The sequence below is a fragment of the Sphingorhabdus sp. genome, from assembly GCF_040079335.1.
Classification (GTDB): domain Bacteria; phylum Pseudomonadota; class Alphaproteobacteria; order Sphingomonadales; family Sphingomonadaceae; genus Sphingorhabdus_B.
Genome location: NZ_JBEBKL010000007.1, coordinates 1 through 20,146, shown reverse-complemented (window position 1 = coordinate 20,146; position 20,146 = coordinate 1). Strand labels below are relative to the sequence as shown.

The 20,146-nt window shown below is 59.1% G+C and carries 23 protein-coding genes and 1 tRNA gene; 14 read left to right on the top strand and 10 right to left on the bottom strand.

Annotation, left to right across the window (positions count from 1 at the left end; translation table 11 throughout):
* Positions 1-12 precede the first annotated feature (12 nt).
* A complete protein-coding gene (locus tag ABL922_RS03770) occupies positions 13-864 on the top strand; it encodes a DUF2971 domain-containing protein (RefSeq protein ID WP_349022868.1) in 852 nt (283 codons plus the stop codon).
* The gene (locus ABL922_RS03765) at positions 861-1,259 is read left to right on the top strand and encodes an acyl-CoA thioesterase (protein WP_349022867.1); all 399 of its coding nucleotides are present in this window, start codon (positions 861-863) and stop codon (positions 1,257-1,259) included. The genes ABL922_RS03770 and ABL922_RS03765 overlap by 4 nt, the downstream gene beginning before the upstream one ends.
* Here ABL922_RS03765 and soxR read toward each other — a convergent pair.
* Positions 1,256-1,699, bottom strand: coding sequence for a redox-sensitive transcriptional activator SoxR (gene soxR, locus ABL922_RS03760; protein WP_349022866.1), 444 nt, complete (start codon positions 1,697-1,699; stop codon positions 1,256-1,258). The two genes, ABL922_RS03765 and soxR, sit on opposite strands and share 4 nt — an antisense overlap.
* A 99-nt stretch (positions 1,700-1,798) precedes the next feature.
* Between soxR and ABL922_RS03755 the strand changes: the two genes are divergently transcribed.
* Both ABL922_RS03755 and ABL922_RS03750 read left to right on the top strand, forming a co-directional pair.
* Positions 1,799-2,176 carry a VOC family protein gene (locus ABL922_RS03755; RefSeq protein WP_349022865.1) on the top strand — a complete coding sequence of 126 codons (378 nt, stop codon included), beginning with the start codon at positions 1,799-1,801 and terminating at the stop codon, positions 2,174-2,176.
* 11 nt (positions 2,177-2,187) lie between these two features.
* Positions 2,188-2,535, top strand: coding sequence for an antibiotic biosynthesis monooxygenase (locus ABL922_RS03750; RefSeq protein WP_349022864.1), 348 nt, complete (start codon positions 2,188-2,190; stop codon positions 2,533-2,535).
* Here ABL922_RS03750 and ABL922_RS03745 read toward each other — a convergent pair.
* Genes ABL922_RS03745 through ABL922_RS03735 form a run of 3 tightly spaced genes read right to left on the bottom strand, consistent with a single transcriptional unit; the run spans position 2,507 to position 4,233 of the window.
* Positions 2,507-3,121: a CDP-alcohol phosphatidyltransferase family protein gene (locus ABL922_RS03745; protein WP_349022863.1), complete on the bottom strand. Its 615-nt coding sequence runs from the start codon at positions 3,119-3,121 to the stop codon at positions 2,507-2,509. The genes ABL922_RS03750 and ABL922_RS03745 overlap by 29 nt on opposite strands.
* A gap of 9 nt (positions 3,122-3,130) precedes the next feature.
* The gene (locus tag ABL922_RS03740) at positions 3,131-3,670 is read right to left on the bottom strand and encodes a DUF177 domain-containing protein (protein WP_349022862.1); all 540 of its coding nucleotides are present in this window, start codon (positions 3,668-3,670) and stop codon (positions 3,131-3,133) included.
* Positions 3,664-4,233: a ubiquinol-cytochrome C chaperone family protein gene (locus ABL922_RS03735; protein WP_349022861.1), complete on the bottom strand. Its 570-nt coding sequence runs from the start codon at positions 4,231-4,233 to the stop codon at positions 3,664-3,666. Before ABL922_RS03735 ends, ABL922_RS03740 begins: the two co-directional genes overlap by 7 nt.
* Before the next feature lie 94 nt (positions 4,234-4,327).
* On the opposite strand from ABL922_RS03735, the gene ABL922_RS03730 reads away from it, so the two are divergent.
* Complete coding sequence (locus tag ABL922_RS03730; RefSeq protein ID WP_349022860.1) at positions 4,328-4,810, top strand: outer membrane protein assembly factor BamE; 483 nt, start codon at positions 4,328-4,330, stop codon at positions 4,808-4,810.
* A 10-nt stretch (positions 4,811-4,820) separates the two neighbouring features.
* On the opposite strand, the gene ABL922_RS03725 is transcribed toward ABL922_RS03730, so the two are convergent.
* Positions 4,821-7,085, bottom strand: coding sequence for an NADP-dependent malic enzyme (locus tag ABL922_RS03725; RefSeq protein ID WP_349022859.1), 2,265 nt, complete (start codon positions 7,083-7,085; stop codon positions 4,821-4,823).
* Between the two features lie 157 nt (positions 7,086-7,242).
* Here ABL922_RS03725 and mutS point away from each other — a divergent pair, with 157 nt between their 5' ends.
* Positions 7,243-9,873: a DNA mismatch repair protein MutS gene (gene mutS / locus ABL922_RS03720; RefSeq protein ID WP_349022858.1), complete on the top strand. Its 2,631-nt coding sequence runs from the start codon at positions 7,243-7,245 to the stop codon at positions 9,871-9,873.
* 2 nt (positions 9,874-9,875) lie between these two features.
* Here the strand turns inward: mutS and ABL922_RS03715 are convergent, their stop codons facing one another.
* A complete protein-coding gene (locus ABL922_RS03715; protein ID WP_349022857.1) occupies positions 9,876-10,520 on the bottom strand; it encodes a DUF2185 domain-containing protein in 645 nt (214 codons plus the stop codon).
* Positions 10,517-11,743 (bottom strand): NupC/NupG family nucleoside CNT transporter, encoded by a 1,227-nt coding sequence (locus tag ABL922_RS03710; RefSeq protein ID WP_349022856.1) that lies wholly within the window; start codon positions 11,741-11,743, stop codon positions 10,517-10,519. Before ABL922_RS03710 ends, ABL922_RS03715 begins: the two co-directional genes overlap by 4 nt.
* A gap of 210 nt (positions 11,744-11,953) precedes the next feature.
* Between ABL922_RS03710 and ABL922_RS03705 the strand changes: the two genes are divergently transcribed.
* The 6 genes from ABL922_RS03705 (at position 11,954) to ABL922_RS03680 (ending at position 16,179) form a co-directional block, all read left to right on the top strand.
* The gene (locus tag ABL922_RS03705) at positions 11,954-12,610 is read left to right on the top strand and encodes a queuosine precursor transporter (protein WP_349022855.1); all 657 of its coding nucleotides are present in this window, start codon (positions 11,954-11,956) and stop codon (positions 12,608-12,610) included.
* Between the two features lie 13 nt (positions 12,611-12,623).
* Positions 12,624-13,523 (top strand): acetylglutamate kinase, encoded by a 900-nt coding sequence (gene argB, locus ABL922_RS03700; RefSeq protein WP_349022909.1) that lies wholly within the window; start codon positions 12,624-12,626, stop codon positions 13,521-13,523.
* 107 nt (positions 13,524-13,630) lie between these two features.
* Positions 13,631-13,936, top strand: coding sequence for a YggT family protein (locus ABL922_RS03695; RefSeq protein WP_349022854.1), 306 nt, complete (start codon positions 13,631-13,633; stop codon positions 13,934-13,936).
* Positions 13,933-14,829, top strand: coding sequence for a bifunctional methylenetetrahydrofolate dehydrogenase/methenyltetrahydrofolate cyclohydrolase FolD (gene folD, locus ABL922_RS03690; protein ID WP_349022853.1), 897 nt, complete (start codon positions 13,933-13,935; stop codon positions 14,827-14,829). Before ABL922_RS03695 ends, folD begins: the two co-directional genes overlap by 4 nt.
* 7 nt (positions 14,830-14,836) lie before the next feature.
* Positions 14,837-15,559 (top strand): hypothetical protein, encoded by a 723-nt coding sequence (locus tag ABL922_RS03685; protein WP_349022852.1) that lies wholly within the window; start codon positions 14,837-14,839, stop codon positions 15,557-15,559.
* On the top strand, positions 15,556-16,179 hold the full coding sequence (locus ABL922_RS03680) for a MarC family protein (RefSeq protein WP_349022851.1): 624 nt from the start codon (positions 15,556-15,558) through the stop codon (positions 16,177-16,179). Before ABL922_RS03685 ends, ABL922_RS03680 begins: the two co-directional genes overlap by 4 nt.
* A 3-nt stretch (positions 16,180-16,182) precedes the next feature.
* On the opposite strand, the gene ABL922_RS03675 is transcribed toward ABL922_RS03680, so the two are convergent.
* Complete coding sequence (locus ABL922_RS03675) at positions 16,183-16,800, bottom strand: LON peptidase substrate-binding domain-containing protein (protein ID WP_349022850.1); 618 nt, start codon at positions 16,798-16,800, stop codon at positions 16,183-16,185.
* Positions 16,801-16,810: 10 nt separating this feature from the next.
* Positions 16,811-17,716, bottom strand: a complete 906-nt coding sequence (locus tag ABL922_RS03670) for a tetratricopeptide repeat protein (RefSeq protein WP_349022849.1) — start codon at positions 17,714-17,716, stop codon at positions 16,811-16,813.
* Positions 17,717-17,915: 199 nt separating this feature from the next.
* Here ABL922_RS03670 and ABL922_RS03665 point away from each other — a divergent pair.
* Positions 17,916-17,990, top strand: a tRNA-Gly gene (locus tag ABL922_RS03665).
* A 122-nt stretch (positions 17,991-18,112) separates the two neighbouring features.
* Complete coding sequence (gene rhuM, locus ABL922_RS03660) at positions 18,113-19,138, top strand: RhuM family protein (RefSeq protein WP_349022848.1); 1,026 nt, start codon at positions 18,113-18,115, stop codon at positions 19,136-19,138.
* 178 nt (positions 19,139-19,316) lie between these two features.
* On the opposite strand, the gene ABL922_RS03655 is transcribed toward rhuM, so the two are convergent.
* Positions 19,317-20,146: OB-fold nucleic acid binding domain-containing protein (locus tag ABL922_RS03655; protein ID WP_349022847.1), on the bottom strand; the 830-nt coding region annotated here is incomplete at its 5' end.

The window sequence follows — 20,146 nt, the reverse complement described above, 5'->3', positions numbered from 1 at the left end:
GTTTTGTATATTATGAGCAAGTCAAATTCCGAAGAGAACGCATTTGCTGCTGACGCCATAAATTGTGAAATATTACCATCATTTCCTTTGTGGAAGTATATGTCTCTTGCAGACGGCCAAAAGCCTTCTTGGCAGGATAAGCTTGCTCAAATCTGTCTTGAAGGCAAAATTTACTGCTCAAGTCCGCGTGATTTCAATGATCCTTTTGATTGTTTGCCGAATATTGCATCCCCCACGGAACGAGATGCGATTGAAGGGCTTTCCGAAAAGCTAGTTGCAAACTTCATCAGCGCTTTACCGGAATTGCCACCGGATGAAATTGAGCGCGAAGCACGAAATGGATTACTTTCACTTTCGCCTGAACAGCTTCGAGTAACATCGACGATAGCGTCGGAACGTACTGCGAGTAATATGGGGGTTTATTGCCTTTCGGAATGCATTGATAGCGTATTGATGTGGAGCCATTATGCAAACAACCACACTGGGATTGCCTTGAAATTTGAACCGTTGCTGCAACCACGTGGAGGTTTGATGCCCCTGCTGAGAGTAAGCTATGATGAAAATCGGCCAATGGTAAGCTACTTCGAATCCGAGGGCACGGTCAGGTTTGCTGACGCTCTAACGTCTAAGGCGGCGTTTTGGAGCTATGAACGCGAATGGCGGAAGATTGTACCAAACGGAGCCGGCCGCTTTCTTGAGTTTGATACCAAGGTGGTTACCGGCGTAGTGTTTGGGGTGAATTGCCGAGCCGCTCTTCGGGAAGCTGTTAAGGCCGTTATAGATAATCGATCGCTGAAGTTTTGGGAGGCAGTGTCGTCACCAAACAAGTTTGAGCTATTATTTCGGCGATTGGATGAACGATGACAGCCGAACCATTCACCCTCCCTTTCACCCCCACCCCCGCCGACATTGACGAGCTCGGCCATGTCAACAATGCCGTGTGGGTGCGGTGGATACAGGATATGGCGACGGCGCACTGGAATGCTGTGGCCGCGCCCGAGCATATCGCCGCTTATATCTGGGTCGTGACCCGACACGAGATCGACTATCGCGGCAATGTTGCCTTGGGCGAAAGCGTGACCGGGCGGACGTGGATCGAAAGCCAGCCCAAAGGCGCGCAGTTTGACCGGCGGGTGGATTTCGTCGATGCCTCTGGAAAAGTCATCGTGCGGGCGAACACGACCTGGGCGATGATCGACAAAGCAAGCGGGCGGCTGTCGCGGGTGCGACCGGAAGTTTCCGCGCCATTTATGGCTTAGCGCTCAAGCACATGAATCGGGCCTGAGCCGCGCGCTGCAACGCGGTCTTCGGGATTATACAGCGCACATTTCTTCAACGAAAGACAGCCGCATCCGATACAGCCATCGAGGCGATCGCGCGTCCGTTCCAGCATGGCAATTTTGGCGTTCAGCATTGCTCGCATCGCGCGGCTGATCTTCGCCCAGTCTGCAGTATTCGGCGTGCGCCCGTGCGGCAATTTGGCAAGTTCGGTGCCGATCCCCTCGATGGATAGCCCCAAGGCTTGTGCGATACGTATGAAGGACAGCCGACGGATATCCGATCGCAGAAAGCGTCGTTGTCCGCCCGCGCTGCGAAAAGGTTCGATCAGGCCCTTGGCTTCGTAGAAACGGATGGCGGAAACTGACAGCCCGGTTCGCGCTGCCAAATCGCCGATGGAAATGATGTCTGATGCCTTCATGTCACTCTCTCAAGAAATAGCTTGATCTCAACTTAGGTTGAGGTTGCATAAGCTCTGCGTCAACCTCGAATAGTGATTCGGACGAAAGGAAAGTCACCAATGGCGCAGAATTTTATCGAGCATGTCAATGTCACGGTCAGCAATCCAGAAAGGTCAGCCGAAATGCTGATCGACCTGTTCGATTGGCACATCCGCTGGAACGGCAAGGCGCAATTGGGTGGGGACACGATTCATGTCGGCAATGACCGTTTCTACCTTGCGGTCTATGCGCTGAAACCCGGAAATGAGAAGCTTGGCCACAAGAAGGGGGTGCCGTTGAACCATATTGGCATCGTTGTGGACGATCTTGACGAGGTCGAGCGCCGCGTGATCGCGCGCGGCCTTACACCGTTCAGCCATGGTGACTATGAACCCGGTCGGCGATTTTACTTTTTTGACCCTGATGGCATCGAATTTGAAATTGTCAGCTATGGCTGATAGCGGCACCTATGAGCAGGCACAACCAATTGGGAAGGGCAGCCATGATCATTGTCACCGGCCACATCATCACCAACGCCGATAACCGCGCGGCGATTGAGGCGGAGGCTGTTGCGCATTGCCGCCGTTCACGCGCCGAGCCGGGCTGCATCGCGCATAATTGCCATTATGATATCGAGCATCCCGAGCGGCTGGTCTTTGTCGAGAAATGGGTCGATGCGGCCGCTTTGCGTGCGCATTTTGCGGTGCCCGAATCAGGGGCATTTGTAAAAGTGGTGAGCGCGCTCTCGACGGAGCCTCCGGCGCTCGAAATCTATGCCGCCGAAGCGGTCAGCGCGGCGGCGCTGACGGCAGGCTGAGCAAGCGATAAGCGAGCCATAGACGTTGTCCGACGGTCGCCAAACAAAGTGCGGCAAACAGCAGCGCCAATTGCGGGAACAGGGCGGGAAACAGGCACATGGCGACAAAAAAGGCGATTGTCTCGCCGCCCTCCATCAATCCAGTCGAGTAAGTGAAGGCTTTGTTACCATGGCCTAAATCGCGTCCGGCCATGATGGCTGCAAGCGCTAAGAAGCTGACCGCAGTCAGAGTGAAGCTGGCCACCAATATCAGCGCCGAAAGCTCATTCGCGGGCGACGCAAAGGCAAAGCCCAGCGGTACGGCGGTGTAGAAGACATAGTCGCATAAGCTGTCGAGATAGCCGCCCCATGCGCTGGCCCCCCTTATGCGGGCGACCGCACCGTCAAGGCCATCAAGCAAGCGATTGGCAGCAAGCAGGGCCAGCGCCGCCAGCCAGTTTTGCGCAAGCAAGGCATAGAAAAGCGGCACAACCAGTACCGCACCAGCCAGTGTGATGGCATTCGCACCGATGCCGCTATGCGCGACCCACGCTCCCATCCGGTTGAGCGCGGGATCGATCAGCTGACGCAGGCGGGTGTCGAACAATCGCTGCGCCTATTTCTTTTCCAGCTTTTCCTTGAGCGCGGCAAGCGCGCTGAAAGGGCCGGCCTCGCTTTCATCCTTTACGCCAGCCGCCTTCAGGGCCGCATCTGCATTGGGACTTCGCGGAAAGGGATCGAGTGCCAGCGCAAAACTTTGCGCCACCGCCTCCCCCAGATCGATCACGCGCCCGTCATGGAACAACGTGTCGCAATCCTCTTCGGCAAGTTCGACCTCGGATTCGGCTTCAAATCCCGTTTCGGCGACGAAGCGAATGCGGAAACCCTCGTCGATTTTCGCGGGAACCGGTTCACCACTGGCAACGCAGGCCTGTTGCGCTTCGCCGTGCAGCCTGCCTTCTGCGAAATAGGCCGTGCCTTCAGGCTGCACTGACACATCTGCCTCAAGGCTATCCAGCGACAACAGCGCGAAACGCCGTGCGAGCGCATTTCGCTCGGCCTCGCTGGCCGTCAGATGCCGCGATTTTGACGCGGTGCCAATCTCGGACAGCGGCACCGTGCGGCTGAATTCGGGTGTGGCAGGCGCAATCACCATTTGGCTGCTCCCGAGGCCAAGTCAGCTGCCTGAACTGGCTTGAGGACTGCACATAGTCGGCGCAGCTCGGTTGCGACATGATCGAGCTGCGCGTTAGATGGCGTTGCATCAGCATATAGGTTGCGCCGAAGTGCGTCGGCCAGCATGTCCGCTGCCGCGCTATCTGCCAACGCCTCACGATACGCCCCAAGCCGCCCGCCAAAGGCACCCAGCAATTTGCCGATACGCTTACCCACCACCATATCGCCGACGCCGAATTCGCGCAGCTGCGCATCCATGTCATCGACAAAAATCTCGGTCAGATACGCCATCGCCTGCGCTTGCGTGGGCTCGTCCTCCAGCCGGATCAGGACAAGCGCCAGCAACGCCGAAACCATTTCAAAACGGCCATTGACCGTATCGGGCACCGCTCCCGCCAGATACCAATGCGGCTGGCGAGCTTGCGCAACGATCTGATTATAGAGCGGACGCAGCGCCTCGCGCGGGTCGGGTTCGGCGGATCCAAAAAGGCGGCGTAACAGCGTCACGTGTTTCGATTGCTCCGGATTCTGGCGGTGACGCATCTGCGCTCATCCGCGGTTCATTTCGTGATGGATATTGCCATTGCCGCCCAAGGATGCAATGGCAATGCCGCTTATAGACATAAAAGGCCCCAACATGCCGAATACCCGAATTTCGACTGCCCTGAAACTTGCCGCTCTCGTCGGCACCGCGCTGCTGGCGCAAGGCTGCACCCAGTTTCGCGGGCATCAGGGTTATATCGGCGATGGGGCATTGATCTCTTCGGTGCAGGCCGGGGTGGATAACAAGGATTCGGTGCAGGGCACTTTGGGCCGCCCGACCTTTGTCGGTCAGTTCAGCCCCAATGACTGGTATTATTATGCGCGCGACACGAAACAGCTCGCCTTCCGCAACCCGCGCCCGACTGCACAGACCATTTTGCACGTGCAATTCGATAATGCCGGAAATGTTATCGCGGTAAACCAGCGCGGTATGGAGAATATCGCACAATTGAGCCCCGAGGGTGACAAAACACCGACGCTTGGCCGCAACACCAGCTTCTTTGAAGAACTGTTCGGCAATATCGGTGCGGTAGGTGCACCGGGCGCCGGACAAGGCAGCTCGGGCGGGCGCCCTTAAGCCGGAGCGTTTATTGCGCGACCCCAGCTGAAGCGAGCACCGCCAAGGCGACAATTTCCGACGCACTCGACGACATGGTCGCGATCTGCACCGGCTTCTCCATGCCGACAAGCATCGGCCCGATCACCTGATCGCCGCCCAGTTCGCGCAACAGCTTGGCCGAAAGATTGGCTGATTGCAGACCGGGCATGACCAGAACATTGGCAGGGCCTGACAGACGGCAGAAGGGATAGTTCGCCATCAGCGCCGGGTTGAGCGCAACGTCGGGCGCCATTTCGCCTTCATATTCGAACGCGACCTTGCGGCTGTCGAGTATCGCCACCGCCTCGCGGATATTGCCCAACCAGTTGCCCGCCGGATTTCCGAAAGTCGAATAGGACAGGAAGGCAACGCGTGGCGTATGCCCCATGCGGCGCGCCACCTGCGCGGTCTGCTCGGCGATATAGGCCAGCTCTTCCGAACTCGGACGTTCGTTGACCGTGGTGTCGGACATGAAAACGGTATGCGTCTTGCCGACAAGCACATGGATGCCGAACGGAATCTCGCCCTTTTTCGAATCGAGCACACGCCGCAATTCGCGCATCGTCTGGGCAAAGGTGCGTGTGATGCCTGTGATCATCGCATCACCCTGATCCATCGCGAGCATCAGGGCGCCAAAGATGTTGCGATCGCGATTGACCATGCGCTGAATGTCACGGCGCAAATAGCCGCGGCGTTGCAAGCGCAGATAAAGCCGGTCAACCATCGCCGGGACCAGCGGACTGGAAACGCTGTTATGGATCTCATAGCTTTCGGGATTGGCAACGCCCATCGCCTGCAGCTTCGCGAGCACAGTTGCGTCCCGCCCGACCAGCACCGGCGTGCCATAGCCATCCTGGCGGAACTGGACGGCGGCACGCAGCACGACATCTTCTTCAGCCTCGGCAAAGATCACCCGCTTGGGCTTAGCACGCGCCGCTTCATAAACCTGCGCCATCACCGAGGTTGTCGGGTTCTGCCGGGCGCGCAGCGAGGCGCGATAGGCGTCCATATCGGCAATCGGCTTTTGTGCGACACCACTGTCCATCGCCGCCTTGGCCACCGCCGAGGATACTACCTCGATCAGGCGCGGATCGAAGGGGGCCGGGATGATATAGTCGCGACCAAAGCTTTGCGCATTGCCACCATAGGCAGCCGCCACATCCTCATGCACCGTCTCGCGTGCCAGCTCCGCAATCGCATTTGCCGCAGCGATCTTCATCTCTTCGTTGATCGTCGTCGCCCGCACGTCAAGCGCGCCGCGGAAGATGAAGGGGAAGCCGAGAACATTGTTGACCTGGTTCGGATAATCCGACCGTCCGGTCGCAACAATCGCATCGGGCCGCGCCTCCATCGCATCGGGCGGGGTGATTTCAGGATCGGGGTTGGCCATTGCGAAAATGATCGGCTGGTCGGCCATGTCGCGGACCATGTCCTTGGTCATCGCATTCGCCGCCGAAAGCCCCAGAAAGACGTCCGCACCCTTGATCGCCTCGGCCAAGGTGCGCGCTTCGGTGGGCACGGCATGGGCAGATTTCCACTGGTCCATGCCTTCGGTACGGCCCTGATAGATCACGCCCTTGCGGTCGCACATGATGACATTGCCATGCGGCACGCCCATCGCCTTGATCAATTCTGTGCAGGCAATCGCCGCCGCACCGGCGCCGTTGCAGACGACCTTGATATCCTTGAGACTTCGTCCGGTAAGCAAACAAGCATTGATCAAGCCAGCAGCGGAGATGATCGCGGTGCCATGCTGGTCATCGTGGAAGACGGGGATATTCATCCGCTCGCGCAGCGTCTGTTCGATCACGAAGCAGTCAGGTGCGGCGATATCCTCCAGATTGATACCGCCAAAGGTCGGCTCGAGCAGTTCGACGGCATCGATAAAGCGTTGCGCATCCTCGGTCTTCACCTCGATGTCGATTGAGTCGACATCGGCAAAGCGTTTGAAGAGCACTGCCTTGCCCTCCATCACCGGCTTCGATGCCAAGGCACCCAGATTGCCCATGCCAAGAATCGCGGTACCGTTCGAAATCACCGCGACCAGATTGCCCTTGGCGGTATAATCATAGGCCGTCGCCGGATCGTCGGCGATCGCCTGTACCGGCACGGCAACACCGGGCGAGTAAGCGAGGCTCAAATCGCGCTGCGTCGCCATCGGTTTGGTCGCGACGATCTCGATCTTTCCGGGGCGCCCCTGCGAATGGAACAGCAATGCTTCGCGGGCGGTAAAGGGGACGTCGCTTTCGCTCATATAATCGCTTGCCTTGCTTTTCTTCTGATATGCGCCCGCCCTAGCGGCAAGCACGGTAGCGGCGCAAGTCTGCATGCTTCGGGTGCAGGCAAACTTATTCCACAAATCATCGGTGGGCGGCTGTTGCCTTGCCCCGCCAAGCCGGTATCAGGCGAGGATGGACTCGCGCCCAGCCAAGAATGCGTCATTGCCCGGCCTTGAAACGCCGACGCCGATGATGGCGCAATATCTGAAGCTGAAGGCAAAGGCCGGCGACTGCATGCTGTTCTACCGCATGGGCGATTTTTTCGAGCTGTTCTTCGACGACGCCAAGGCCGCATCGCAAACCCTCGACATCGCGCTAACCTCGCGCGGCGAACATGGCGGCCAACCCATACCGATGTGCGGCGTGCCCGTACATGCGGCCGAAGGCTATCTGGCGCGCCTCATCAAGGCGGGGCATCGGGTCGCGATTGCCGAGCAGACCGAAACTCCCGAGGAAGCCAAGGCTCGCGGCGGGTATAAAGCACTCGTCGCGCGTGACATCATTCGCTTTGTAACCGCAGGCACATTGACCGAAGACAGCCTGCTCGAAAGCTGGGCGTCGAACATCCTCGTCACGCTTGCCGAGGCGGGTGGCGAGATTGGCCTTGCCGCTGCCGACATTTCGACCGGCTATTTCGAGGTGAGTTGTGTCAGCGCCGCGTCACTCGAAGCGGAATTGGCGCGATTGGGGCCGAGCGAAGTGGTCGCGCCCGAAGGCTTTTCGGTAAAGCCCTTTGGTGCGATTGACAGGCCAAAGGAAGATTTCGACAGTGCGGCGGGCAAGGGTGCGCTTGCCGCGCATTTCGGCGGCACCGACTTTGCTTCGCTCTCTCGTGCCGAACTGGCAGCCGCGGGCGGGTTGCTCGCTTATCTGGAGCATGCCGGACAGGGCAAGATGCCTTTCCTCAAAGTGCCGGTGCGGCGCGAGGTGCAGCAATATCTGTTGATCGATCAGGCCACGCGCGACAGCCTGGAAATCACCCGTTCGGCCAATGGCGGTGGGCGGACGGGCTCGTTACTCGCCGAGATTGATCGCACCATAACCGGCGCGGGTGCGCGGCAACTGGCGGCGGATCTATCTGCTCCGCTAATGGACAAGGGCGCGATTGAGGCACGACTGGCGCTGGTGCAATGGTTGCACGACGCGCCCTTGCTGCGGGACAGCGTGCGCGCCGCTCTGCGCCAGTTGCCCGATATCGCCCGCGCGCTGGGCCGTGTGGTCGCCGGACGCGGAAGCCCGCGCGACCTTGGGCAAATCCGCGACGGGCTGGACGGTGCACGCATATTGCGCGAGCGGCTGGGAGCGATGGCGGAGCGGCCCGCCTTGCTCGAAAGCCTGCTCCCTGCACTCGACGGGCATGGCGCGATGGTCGACCTGTTTACCCGCGCGCTGGTTACCACGCCTCCCACCGAAACCAGCCAGGGCGGCTATATTGCAGAGGGTTATGACGCCGCGCTTGATGCGCTGCGGCTGGCAGGGCGTGACGGGCGGGCAGCGGTGGCGGCGATGGAGGCGCGCTACCGCGCCTCTACCGGAATTGCGGCTCTCAAGATCCGGCATAACGGCGTACTGGGCTATTTTGTCGAGGTGCCTGCCAAAAATGCCGACCCGCTGATGGCGGCCGGCAGTGGCTTTACGCATCGGCAGACGATGGCGGGTGCGGTGCGGTTTAACTCGCCCGAACTGCATGAGGAAGCGTTGCGGATCACGCAAGCCTCTGGCCACGCGCTGGCAGCAGAGGCGGCGCATCTCGAAGAGCTGATCGGGCATGTTTTGGTGAGGCGTGATGCGATTGCGGCGAGTGCTGACGCCTTGGCGCGGATTGATGTTGCGGCGGCACTGGCCGAACGCGCGGCGGAGGGGCGCTGGTGCCTGCCCGAATTTACAGAGACACCTGACCTATATGTCGAAGGCGGGCGGCATCCGGTGGTCGAGAGTGCGCTGGCACGGCTGGGCGAGCGCTTCATCGCTAATGACTGTCATTTGCAGCCTGACAAGCGCCTCTGGCTGGTCAGCGGGCCCAATATGGGGGGTAAATCGACCTTTCTGCGTCAGAATGCGCTGATCGTCATATTGGCGCAGGCTGGCAGCTATGTGCCTGCGACTTCGGCGCGTTTGGGGCTGGTCGACCGGCTGTTCAGCCGCGTCGGCGCGTCGGACAATCTGGCACGCGGGCGATCGACCTTCATGGTCGAGATGGTCGAAACGGCGGCGATCCTAGCGCAGGCGACCGAACGCAGCTTCGTCATCCTCGACGAGGTCGGACGTGGCACATCAACCTATGACGGCCTCGCCATCGCCTGGGCGGTGGTCGAGGGCATCCATGAAGCCAATCGCTGCCGCTGCCTGTTCGCGACGCATTATCACGAACTGACCCGGCTTGCGGATACGCTCGACGCGCTGTCGCTGCACCATGTCCGCGCCAAGGAATATAAGGGCGACCTCGTCCTGCTCCACGAAGTCGCAGACGGCCCGGCAGACCGCAGCTATGGCATCGCCGTTGCTAAATTGGCGGGCCTGCCTCCGCCCGTGCTGGCGCGCGCAGCGCAGGTATTGGAAAAGCTCGAAAAAGGCCGCGCCGAAACCGGCGGGCTGGCGGCAGGGTTGGGCGAAATGCCGCTCTTCGGAGCCGCGCTGGATGCAGCAGAGGCCAAGGTCGATGCGGTGCGCGACAGATTGTCGGGGATGGATATCGATGCGCTCACCCCAAGGCAGGCGCTTGATTTGCTGTATGAATTGAAGGGTTTGGCGGGGGAGGAGTGAATTTATTCCTCACGATCATATTGCCCAGTTTCGAAATTGCGCATGAAAGCCGAACCGATCGGTTGCTTCAATAAGTGGACGAAGCTGTCATCCCTGTTCAGCACTGCACCGAGCGCGGTATAGGCAACTTCACGCGCTTCCATATCGTCGTCAGTCGCTTCGCCTTGTTGCCCTCTTAATCGCCATCCACTGTCCGGATACTTATCATCCGGTTGAGCAAGATCAGGTTCTTCCCGATAGACATATTCAACCGGCAAAGCACCATCGACGACTAGCTGATCGACTAAGCAGCGCTCCCAGTAAGTCGTTTTTTGTTCGAACGCGGGATGCTTTTCCGGCTCCTGCCATTCTATGGCGATCACGTTTTTCAGTTCAAACTCCACAATTTGATCAAATTGCAGACCTCGCTCTGAAGGTTCGTTTTTGAGGGCACCGGTTAAGCTTGAACTGTCCTTTTTGAGCACCTCAACCCACATCCGCTCACCGCTGAATTCTTCGGTATCCCAGAGATACTCAAAGCCCAGTTTCACCAAGTCTCCGACGCTGATCCGCTCTCGCTCGGACCATGTTGGCACAAAGAAGGTATATGGCGCATCAGCCGCTCGTTCATCGGCTACTATAAGCTCATAAGGGTGTTCGGCGCTCATATATTGAGAAACAATCCCGCCAACGCCGCACTCATCAGGTTTGAAAGCGAGCCCGCCGCCAATGCCTTCAATCCCAGCTTGGCGATCATCGGGCGCTGGTTGGGGGCGAGGCCGCCGGTGACGGCCATCTGGATTGCAATCGAGCTGAAATTGGCGAAACCGCACAGCGCAAAAGTGACGATGGCGACCGTCGGTGCCGACAAAGTCTTCAATGCGCCCAGATCGATGAAGGCGACAAATTCGTTGAGCACGATTTTGGTGCCGAACAGCCCGCCCGCCTGCACCGCTTCGTTCCACGGCACCCCGAGCAGATACATGACCGGCGCGAAGACCTGCCCCAATATGCCCTGAAAGCTGAGCCCCTTTAGGCCAACCAGATTGCCGAGGCCACCCAAGACACCGTTGGCCAATGCGACCAACGCGACAAAGGCCAGCACCATCGCACCAACGGCTACCGCCAGCTTCACGCCGGTCTGCGCGCCTTGTGAGGCGGCCATGATCAGATTGGCTGGCTTTTCATCGTCATGCATGTCGAGCGCGATATTGGGATCGTCGACCGCGGGTTCGTTCGGGTCGTCGGGCATAATCAGCTTTGCCATCAAGATGCCGCCCGGGGCCGACATGAAGGCGGCGGCGATCAGATAATCGATGCGGATGCCCATCGAGGCATAAGCCGCAAGGATCGTCCCCGCGACGCCAGCCATCCCGACCGTCATCACGCAGAATAGCTGGGCTGAGTTCAACGTCGCCAGATAGGGACGGATCACCAACGGCGATTCGGACTGGCCAACAAAGATGTTCGAGGCCGCGCACAGGCTTTCGACCTTCGAAATGCCGGTGATTTTCTGCAAGCCCCCGCCGATCCAGCGGATCACATATTGCATGACGCCGAGATAATAGAGGATCGAGATGAACGCGGCGAAGAAGATGATCACGGGCAATGCCTGGATCGCGAAATTCTGCCCCAGCGGATCGGTCGCCAACCCGCCAAAGAGGAATTTGGTGCCTTCATTGGCATAGCCCAGAAGGTTGGACACGCCAGCGGCCGCACCCTGCAAAACCCGATTGCCCCAAGGCACGTAAAGCACCAGCGCCGCGAGTCCCGCCTGCAAGGCAAAAGCGGACAGCACCACACGTGGGCGGATCGCCTTGCGGTTGGACGACAGCAGAAAGGCGATCAACAGGATCAACGCCATTCCGGCCAGGCTCATCAGGATTTGCATTTTCGTCTTCCCCATCCCTTTTAATCTCGCCACCCCCACGAAGGCGGGGGTCCATCACCGGCGGTTTAAACTTCAACCTTGGGTGATGGATTCCCGCCTTCGCGGGAATGACGAACTGATAGAGGTGGTGTTAGCGCGCCCTTCCGCCTTGCGCCAATAAAATTAGCCGCTAACCATTGGGCATCAAAGCAGAAACGGGGAAGCAGCAAAATGACCGACAACAAACAGGCTGGAATGTCGATTCCGCAATCGCTGTTCCTGTTCTCGATTTTCTATGGCGGGATGGTGACGATTGCAGGCGTACTGGGCGCCAAACAGGTGGCTTTGGGGCCGCTCGCGGTTGAAGCAGGGATTTTCCCCTTTTTGCTGCTCGTCGGTATTTCCAGCGGCATCGCCGAACTGCATGGCAAAGACACCGCCAACAGGCTGGTCCGCTTCGGCTTTCTGCCGTTGATCGGTGCGATCCTGCTGTCGCTGATCGTGCTCCAGTTGCCGCATGATAAGGATATGTATCCGCCCGCGATTGAGGCGTTTCCTGTCATTCTCGGGCAAAGCTGGCGGATGATGCTGGCCGGGATCATCTCCTATGGCACCTCGCAAACGCTGAACGTCTGGCTGTTCGACAGGCTGCGTTCGGCCACGGGGAAATATGCCGCGGTGCGCGGGGTGATCGCAGCCGTGCTGTCGCAGATTGTCGATACATTGCTGTTCATCTCGATCTCTTTCTACGGCGTTCGCCCGATTGCCGATTTGATGGCCGGGCAGATGCTGACCAAGGTTGTGCTGTCATTTGTGCTGATCCCGATTGTGATCGCGATAGTCGTCAATCTGGGTCGGAAGCTTGACGGTCGGTCGGCCACCGCATAACGCCCGCGCCAATATGACCAACCACGCTCCCGATCCTGCCATGCTGGCAAAAGCCGAAACGCTGACCGAGGCGCTGCCTTATATGCAGCGTTATGCGGGCAAGACCTTTGTCATCAAATATGGCGGCCATGCGATGGGCGATCCGGAAGCCGCGCGCAATTTTGCCGAGGATGTGGTGCTGTTGAAGGCTGTCGGTATCAACCCCGTGGTTGTCCATGGTGGCGGGCCGCAGATCGGGGCGATGCTAAAAAAACTGGGCGTTGAATCGAGCTTTGTCGATGGCCTTCGTGTCACCGATGCCGAAACCGCCAAAGTAGCCGAAATGGTGCTTTCGGGCGCGATCAACAAGGAGCTGGTCAGCTGGATCGCGCAAGCCGGTGGCCGCGCCGTCGGCATTTCGGGCAAGGATGGCGGCTTTGTGATTGCAGAGAAGGTTGAGGGCTCCACCCGCGACCCCGACAGCAATATCGAGCGCGTGGTCGACCTTGGCTTTGTCGGCACGCCCAAGCATATCGACCGCAGCCTGCTCGATACAATCTCGGGCAGCGGGATGATCCCTGTCGTCGCCCCGATCGGCGTCGACGAGAATGGACAGACCTATAATATCAACGCCGACACCATGGCGGGTGCGATTGCCGCGGCGCTGGGTGCCGCGCGCCTGTTTTTGCTCACCGATGTTGCCGGCGTGCTCGACAAATCGGGTAATCTGCTCACCGATCTTGATCCCAAGCAGATTGGCGCGCTGCGTGCAGACGGCACGGTCACCGGCGGGATGATCCCCAAGCTGGAAACCTGCATCGCTGCAGTCGAAGGCGGCACCGAAGCCGCAGTCATCCTCGACGGCCGGGTTCCGCATGTGAGCCTGCTGGAAATCTTTACCGCACGCGGCGCGGGGACGCTGGTGCATAAGTGAACCAAAGCTCCGCCCCTGAAGAGCAGGGGAGAAAGCTGTCATACCCAGTTGATACAGCGCACCACCTCGGCTAATCGGGCGCATCACTCCCTTTTTGGAAGACCAAGATGCTCCTCGCGCTTATCCAGATCATTGGCTATCTCGTCACCATCGTTTCCACCGTGGTGATTGTGCAGTTCGTGCTCAGCCTGCTGATCGCTTTCAATGTTGTCAGCCTGTCGAACGATTTCGTGGCTTCGATCTGGCATTCGCTCAACCTGATCCTTGATCCGTTGCTCAAGCCAATTCGGCGTATCATGCCCGATACCGGCATGATCGATTTTTCACCGATCGTGCTGATCATCGGGCTGCGCATCATTCAGATGCTGCTCGGCGGCCTGTATAGCGACCTCTATATGAGCGGTGCGCTTTGAGCGGAGCGACGGTTATTGACGGCAAGGCGTTTGCAGCCGGGCTGCGTGCGCGCATCGCCGAGGCGGTTCCTGCTTTTACCGCCGCCGCTGGGCGTGTTCCGGGTTTGGCCGTTGTGCTGGTCGGCGATGATGCGGCCAGCGCGGTCTATGTCGCGTCGAAAGGCAAGGCGACTGTCGCCGCCGGAATGGCGAGTTTCGAGCACCGCCTGCCTGCCCATACCAAACAGGAAGAGCTGATTGCGCTGGTGCGGCAACTCAACGCCGACGAACGCGTCGACGGCATATTGGTGCAGCTTCCGCTTCCCAAACAACTCGACGAACAGGCGGTGGTCGACGCGATCAACCCTGACAAGGATGTCGATGGACTGACCCCTATCAGCACCGGACGCCTTGCGCTTGGACTACCCGGCCTGGTTCCCTGCACCCCGCTCGGCTCGCTGATGCTTTTGAAAGACCATATCGGCGATCTGTCGGGCAAGGATGCAATCGTCATTGGCCGCTCGATCCTCGTCGGCAAGCCGATGGCGCAATTGCTGCTCGCCGAAAATTGCACCGTCACCATCGCGCACAGCCGCACGCGCGATCTCAAGGAACGCGTGCAGCAAGCCGATATCGTCGTAGCCGCTGTCGGCCGCGCCGAAATGGTCAAGGGCGACTGGCTGAAACCCGGTGCGGTGGTGATCGATGTCGGCATCAACCGTCTTGAACCCGCCGTTGGCGAAACCAAGGGGCGCCTTGTGGGCGATGTCGATTATGAAAGCGCGCTCGAACTGGCCTCTGCCATCACGCCGGTGCCGGGCGGCGTCGGGCCGATGACCATCGCCTGTCTGCTGCGCAACACATTGGTTGCCGCGCACCGCCGGGCTGGCCTTGCCGACCCCGAAGGGCTATGATCCGGGCATGACCGGAAAATATCTGCTTCCCGCCATTCTCGCGACAGCCATGCTTACCAGCAGCTGTGCGGGCCAGTCCGTGCCGCGCAGTGCGATCGCGCCGAGTGCCAATCCCAGCGCGATTATCGCTGCTGAAATCGCCTTCAACCGGCTGGCGCAGGAAAAGGGGCAATGGACCGCCTTTCGCGAAACATCGGCAAAGGACGCCGTCATGTTCGTGCCCGAGGTGGTTCTCGCGCAAGAATGGCTGAAGGGCAGAGCCGATCCACCCAAATCGGTCACATGGCAACCGCACAAGGCCTTCATGTCGTGCGATGGCAGGACGGGCGTGACCACCGGCGCGTGGCAGCGCCCCGATGGCTCGGTCGGCTATTTCACCACCGTCTGGCAATGGATCGAGAAGGGCAAGCGCCCGAAAAAAGCGCCGCCTTCCTATATCGGCAAGGGCGAGTGGAAGTGGGTCGTCGATCATGGCGACGCGCTGACCGCACCGCGCGCCGCGCCCGAGATGATCGAAACGCGTGTAGCCAGTTGCAAGGGTCAGCCGAACGCCCCGCTGTCGGCCCCGCCCGAAGGCGCCAAGATGAAAATGGGCCTGTCGCGCGATCAGAGCCTCAACTTCACCTGGGTCGTGATGCCCAATGGCGCGCGGTCGGTCGTGGTGCGTTTATGGAATGGCCAGGACTTTGACACGGTGATCGCCGACAAGGTGGCGGCGCCCGCCCCGTGATCGACCTGTTCATCTCGGCCTTCATCACCTTTTTCGTGGTGATCGACCCGCCCGGCTGCGCGCCGATCTATGCCAGCCTGACCAAGGGCGCGTCGGCACAGCAGCGGCGCAGCATGGCGATCCGTGCGTCGATCATTGCAGCAGGCATATTGTACGTCTTCGCGCTTTTTGGTGAGGATTTGCTCGGCGCATTGCATATCGAACTCAACAGTTTCCGCATCGCGGGCGGCGTCATGCTGTTCCTGATCGCGATCGACATGGTGTTCGAAAAGCGCACCGAACGGCGCGAAGAACGCGCGCAGAAGATCATCGACACGCCCGAAATTGAGGATGTCTCGGTCTTTCCGATGGCGATGCCGATGATTGCCGGCCCCGGTTCGATCGCCTCGGTCATGCTGCTGATGAGCCAGAATGAAGGGCTTGACCGTTCGCTGATCGTGCTCGGCGCATTGGCCGCGGTGCTGTTGCTGACGCTGATCGCATTGGTTGCCGCAGGCTCGATCATGCGTGTGCTGGGATCAAAGGCCGAGGCCGTCATTACCCGCCTGCTCGGTGTCTTGCTCGGCGCATTGGCGGCGCAATTTGTGATTGATGGGTTGCGCGCCAGCTTCGGCGCCTAGGCTTTACTGCAAGGTCACCCGGTCTTCCGAGCCGTCGTGCCGGCCGAAAAACTGCATCAGCTGGATAATCATCTCGCTACGCGACGATAACCCCCGCGATTCGAGCAGGGCCTGCTTGGCCGCGCCATCGAAGGGCGCGATCTGGGCGATCACATTGACCAGCGAGAAATCGTCGAGCTGGCCAACCGCATTCCAGTCCACCGCATAGCCCTGCGCATCGGCAAAGCGGCGCGATTCCATTTCCAGTGCCGCGCGTTCGCCCAGCGACAGCGTCTCACCGATTTCATCCTCTTCCCACAGCTCGGCTTCGATCTGCCGGAAAGGCGTGGTGACATCGAGTTCGCGCTTCACGGTAAAGCGCTGCAGCCCTTCGAGCACGATATTATAGCGCCCGTCCTCCAGCGCCTCGACATCGCCGATCCGCCCGAGGCAGCCGACGTCAAACAACGACGGTATATCGCCGCCGCCCTTGGGCTGGATCATCCCGATCATACGGTCCCGCGCCAATGCATCGCTGACCAGCGCGCGGTAACGCGGCTCGAAAATATGCAGCGGCAATTGCATATCGGGCAGCAGGATCGCGCCCGTCAAAGGAAAGATCGAGATCCGCTTGGCTGTCATCGACGTGGCATCAGCCGAACAAAATCGCCGACAGCTTGCGCCGCGTCGCCGATACCCACGGGTCTTCCAGCCCGATCATGCTGAAAATCTCGAGCAAACGGCTGCGCGCAGCCCCTTCATTCCATTCGCGGTCGGCGGCAATGGTGGCGAGCAGCGCGTCCGCCGCCCCATCGCGATCACCCGCCGCCATCAGCGCATTGGCCAGATCAAACCGCGCCTGATGGTTGTCAGGGTCGGCATCGACCGCCGCTTTCAGCGCAATAACCTCTTCAGGATCGCGCGCTTCCGCTGCAATGGCGAGCATAGTGCCGACGCGCTCCATCGCCGGTTCGGCGCGCTGCTCTTCGGTCAGGCTGGCGTGAATCGCCTGCGCTTCTTCCTTCCGATCGAGCGCAATCAATGCCTCAAGCATGCCTGCCAGCGCCCCCTTATGTTCGGGATCGTGCCCGAGAATTTCGGTGAAGATCGCATAGGCCTCTTCATTGGCACCTTCGGCGAGCGCCTCTGCCCCGGCGGCGGCCACTTCATCAAGGCTCGGCCCAGCATCCGCCGCAGCGCCCGGCTGCACCGGCAGTTTGGCGAGCAGCTGATCGAGCATCGCCACCAGCTGCGGCTCGGTGCGCGCGCCGGTCAGGTCGGCCACCGGCTGCCCCTGAAACATCGCATAGACGGTGGGGATAGAGCGGACCTGAAATTGTGCCGCGATGAACTTGTTCTCGTCGACATTGACCTTGGCGAGCACCACGCCCTTGTCGGCATAATCTGCGGCGACCTTTTCGAGCACTGGCGTCAACTGCTTGCACGGTCCGCACCATTCGGCCCAGAAATCGAGAATGACGAGCTTGGTCATCGACGGCTCGACAATTTCGTCGCGAAACGCCTGCACCGCTTTCTGTTCTTCGGTAGTCAAACCCATGCTGGCCAAAATACTGCTCCCGTTATGCGAATCATCTGTATGCTTTATGTGGGGTGTGGTGCGGATATGCCAAGAGATTGGCGCGCGGAGCGGAAAAAATGCAAAGCTTTTGTCCTGTCATTAAAGGGGTTGCAGCCCCCGATGTCGCCTGCTAATGGCGCGCCTCACCCGCTGGAACCAGATGATTCCAGCCGCCAGAGCGGGCGTAGCTCAGGGGTAGAGCACAACCTTGCCAAGGTTGGGGTCGAGGGTTCGAATCCCTTCGCCCGCTCCAACGTTAACACGCATTTGATGCCTTCCGGCCCATCGGTCGTGAAGAGCGGTGCTATTGGCAATATCTTTGCCAAGTGCTATCTGTTCTCTTTACGTTCGAATCGTCGATTAAGGGCTATATTAATGTCAGATCTGGAACCTGTGCACCTGCAAGAGGATCAAGCGACGGGTGACCGCTTCCTTGTTTATGGGACGGATGCCAGGCCTAAGGTAGAAATCTATTATCAAGGCGAAGAACTTTGGATGACACAGGCGCAGATCGCAGACCTGTACGGTCGAGACGTTTCGACAATATCTCGTCATATTAGTAGCATTCTTGAAGAGGGTGAACTCGACGAGAGCAATTTGCATAAAACGCAAATTGCATCATCAACCAAACCAATCACGCTCTACAGCTTAGATATGGTGATCTCTGTTGGATACCGAGTCTCTTCAAAGCAGGCCACATTGTTCCGCAGATGGGCAACAGACAAACTGGTCCAATTCGCTACGAAGGGATTTGTAGTAGATACCACTCGGCTCAAGAGTCCCGATTATCGTGACCGCGTTGCCGAGCTACGCGATATCATTAGGGATATCAGGTCGGACGAAGCCAATGTCTATCGCGAACTACGTTCGATCTGTGCAATGTGCCAGGATTATGATGGCACTTCAGATGAGTGGCACGAATTCTATAAAAACACTCAAGCCAAGTTAATTTATGCAGTCGCGTCACATACGCCTGCCGAAGTCCTTAACAGTAGGGCTGATTCCAATGCGCCCAATATGGGGCTTCAAACATGGCCGAATGACAACATCAGAAAAGCAGACGTCACTACCTCAAAAAACTATCTGGCCGAACGAGAAATCAAGGAACTTAACCGCCTTACCACAATCCTGCTCGACATATTTGAAGACCAGCTGGATATCGGGCGCTTGAAGACGATGGTTGAAGCTGGAAATTTACTAGACAAGCAGTTGAAGGATTTAGGTCGGTCGGTGCTGCGTTCCGGCGGTCGTGTATCCATGAAGGATGCTAAAAAACATGCCGAACGTGAATATGATAAATTTAAGGCAAAAGTTAAGGCGTTGCGTCATGAAGCGGCTGACAAGGTCATTTCAGAAATTAAAACCGCGCAAAAAGGTCTTCCAAGAGCCACGAAGAAATAGTCAGTGGGTCCGTTGTAGACGCCCATCTTTTGCCTAAGCAGGCGTAGTGTGGGCATCATACTTTGGCCGACAACAATGATGCTAACGCTCGAATCCCTTCGCCCGCTCCAGTTTCTTCATCAAATCATTGATATACCTGCCCAGCATGCTCGCTATGTGGGGCGTTTCTGCTGTGGCCTTAGTGAAAATCGCGCGACTTGGGGAGTATCCGTACATTGCGCGGATGCGCTGCGCTGCGCCCCGGGGCGCGTGGGGATGATGCGCGAGGCGTTTGCGGGCGGGCCACTTCGTCGGCGCGCGCCAGTTGCGGGTCGGCGCTATGGCTTTCCGACAAATGATCGAGCCGGTCGGTGCAGTCGACGATGCGGCTTGCCATCAGATGGACGACGCCTTCCTTGCTGCGCTGGATTACGCCCTCGATCCGCATCAACCGCGAAGCCATCACCGCACGCCGCTGTTTTTCCATATCACGCGCCCACAGCAGCGCGTTGACCACGCCGGTCTCGTCTTCGATCGTGATAAACACGGCATTGCCCTTGCCCGGTCGTTGGCGGATGAGGACGATGCCAGCACAGGCCACCCGCCGTCCGTCGGGCGCGGCATTGCTATCGGCGCAACTGAGCACGCCTTCGTGGGTGAAGCGATCGCGCAGAAACTGCATCGGATGCGCCTTTAGCGACAGGCGCAGCATCTGGTAATCGGCGACCACCTCCTCCGACAGCGGCATGGAAGGAAGCTGCGCATCGGGTTCCGCCCCCAGTTCGGCCGCATCGGCAAAGGCAAAGAGCGGCAGCTGGTCGGAAGGCGTTCGCCGCGCCTCCCACAACGCATCGCGCCGCCCCTTGCCCAATGAACCAAAGGCATCGGCATCGGCCAGCTTGCGCAAGGCGGCGGGGGGCAGTGCGGCGCGGCGGGCCAGATCTTCGATCGAGGTGAAGGGGCCGGATGCCCGCGCAGCTTCGATGGCCTCTCCCCAAGCCTGGCGGAAACCATCGATCTGGCGGAAAC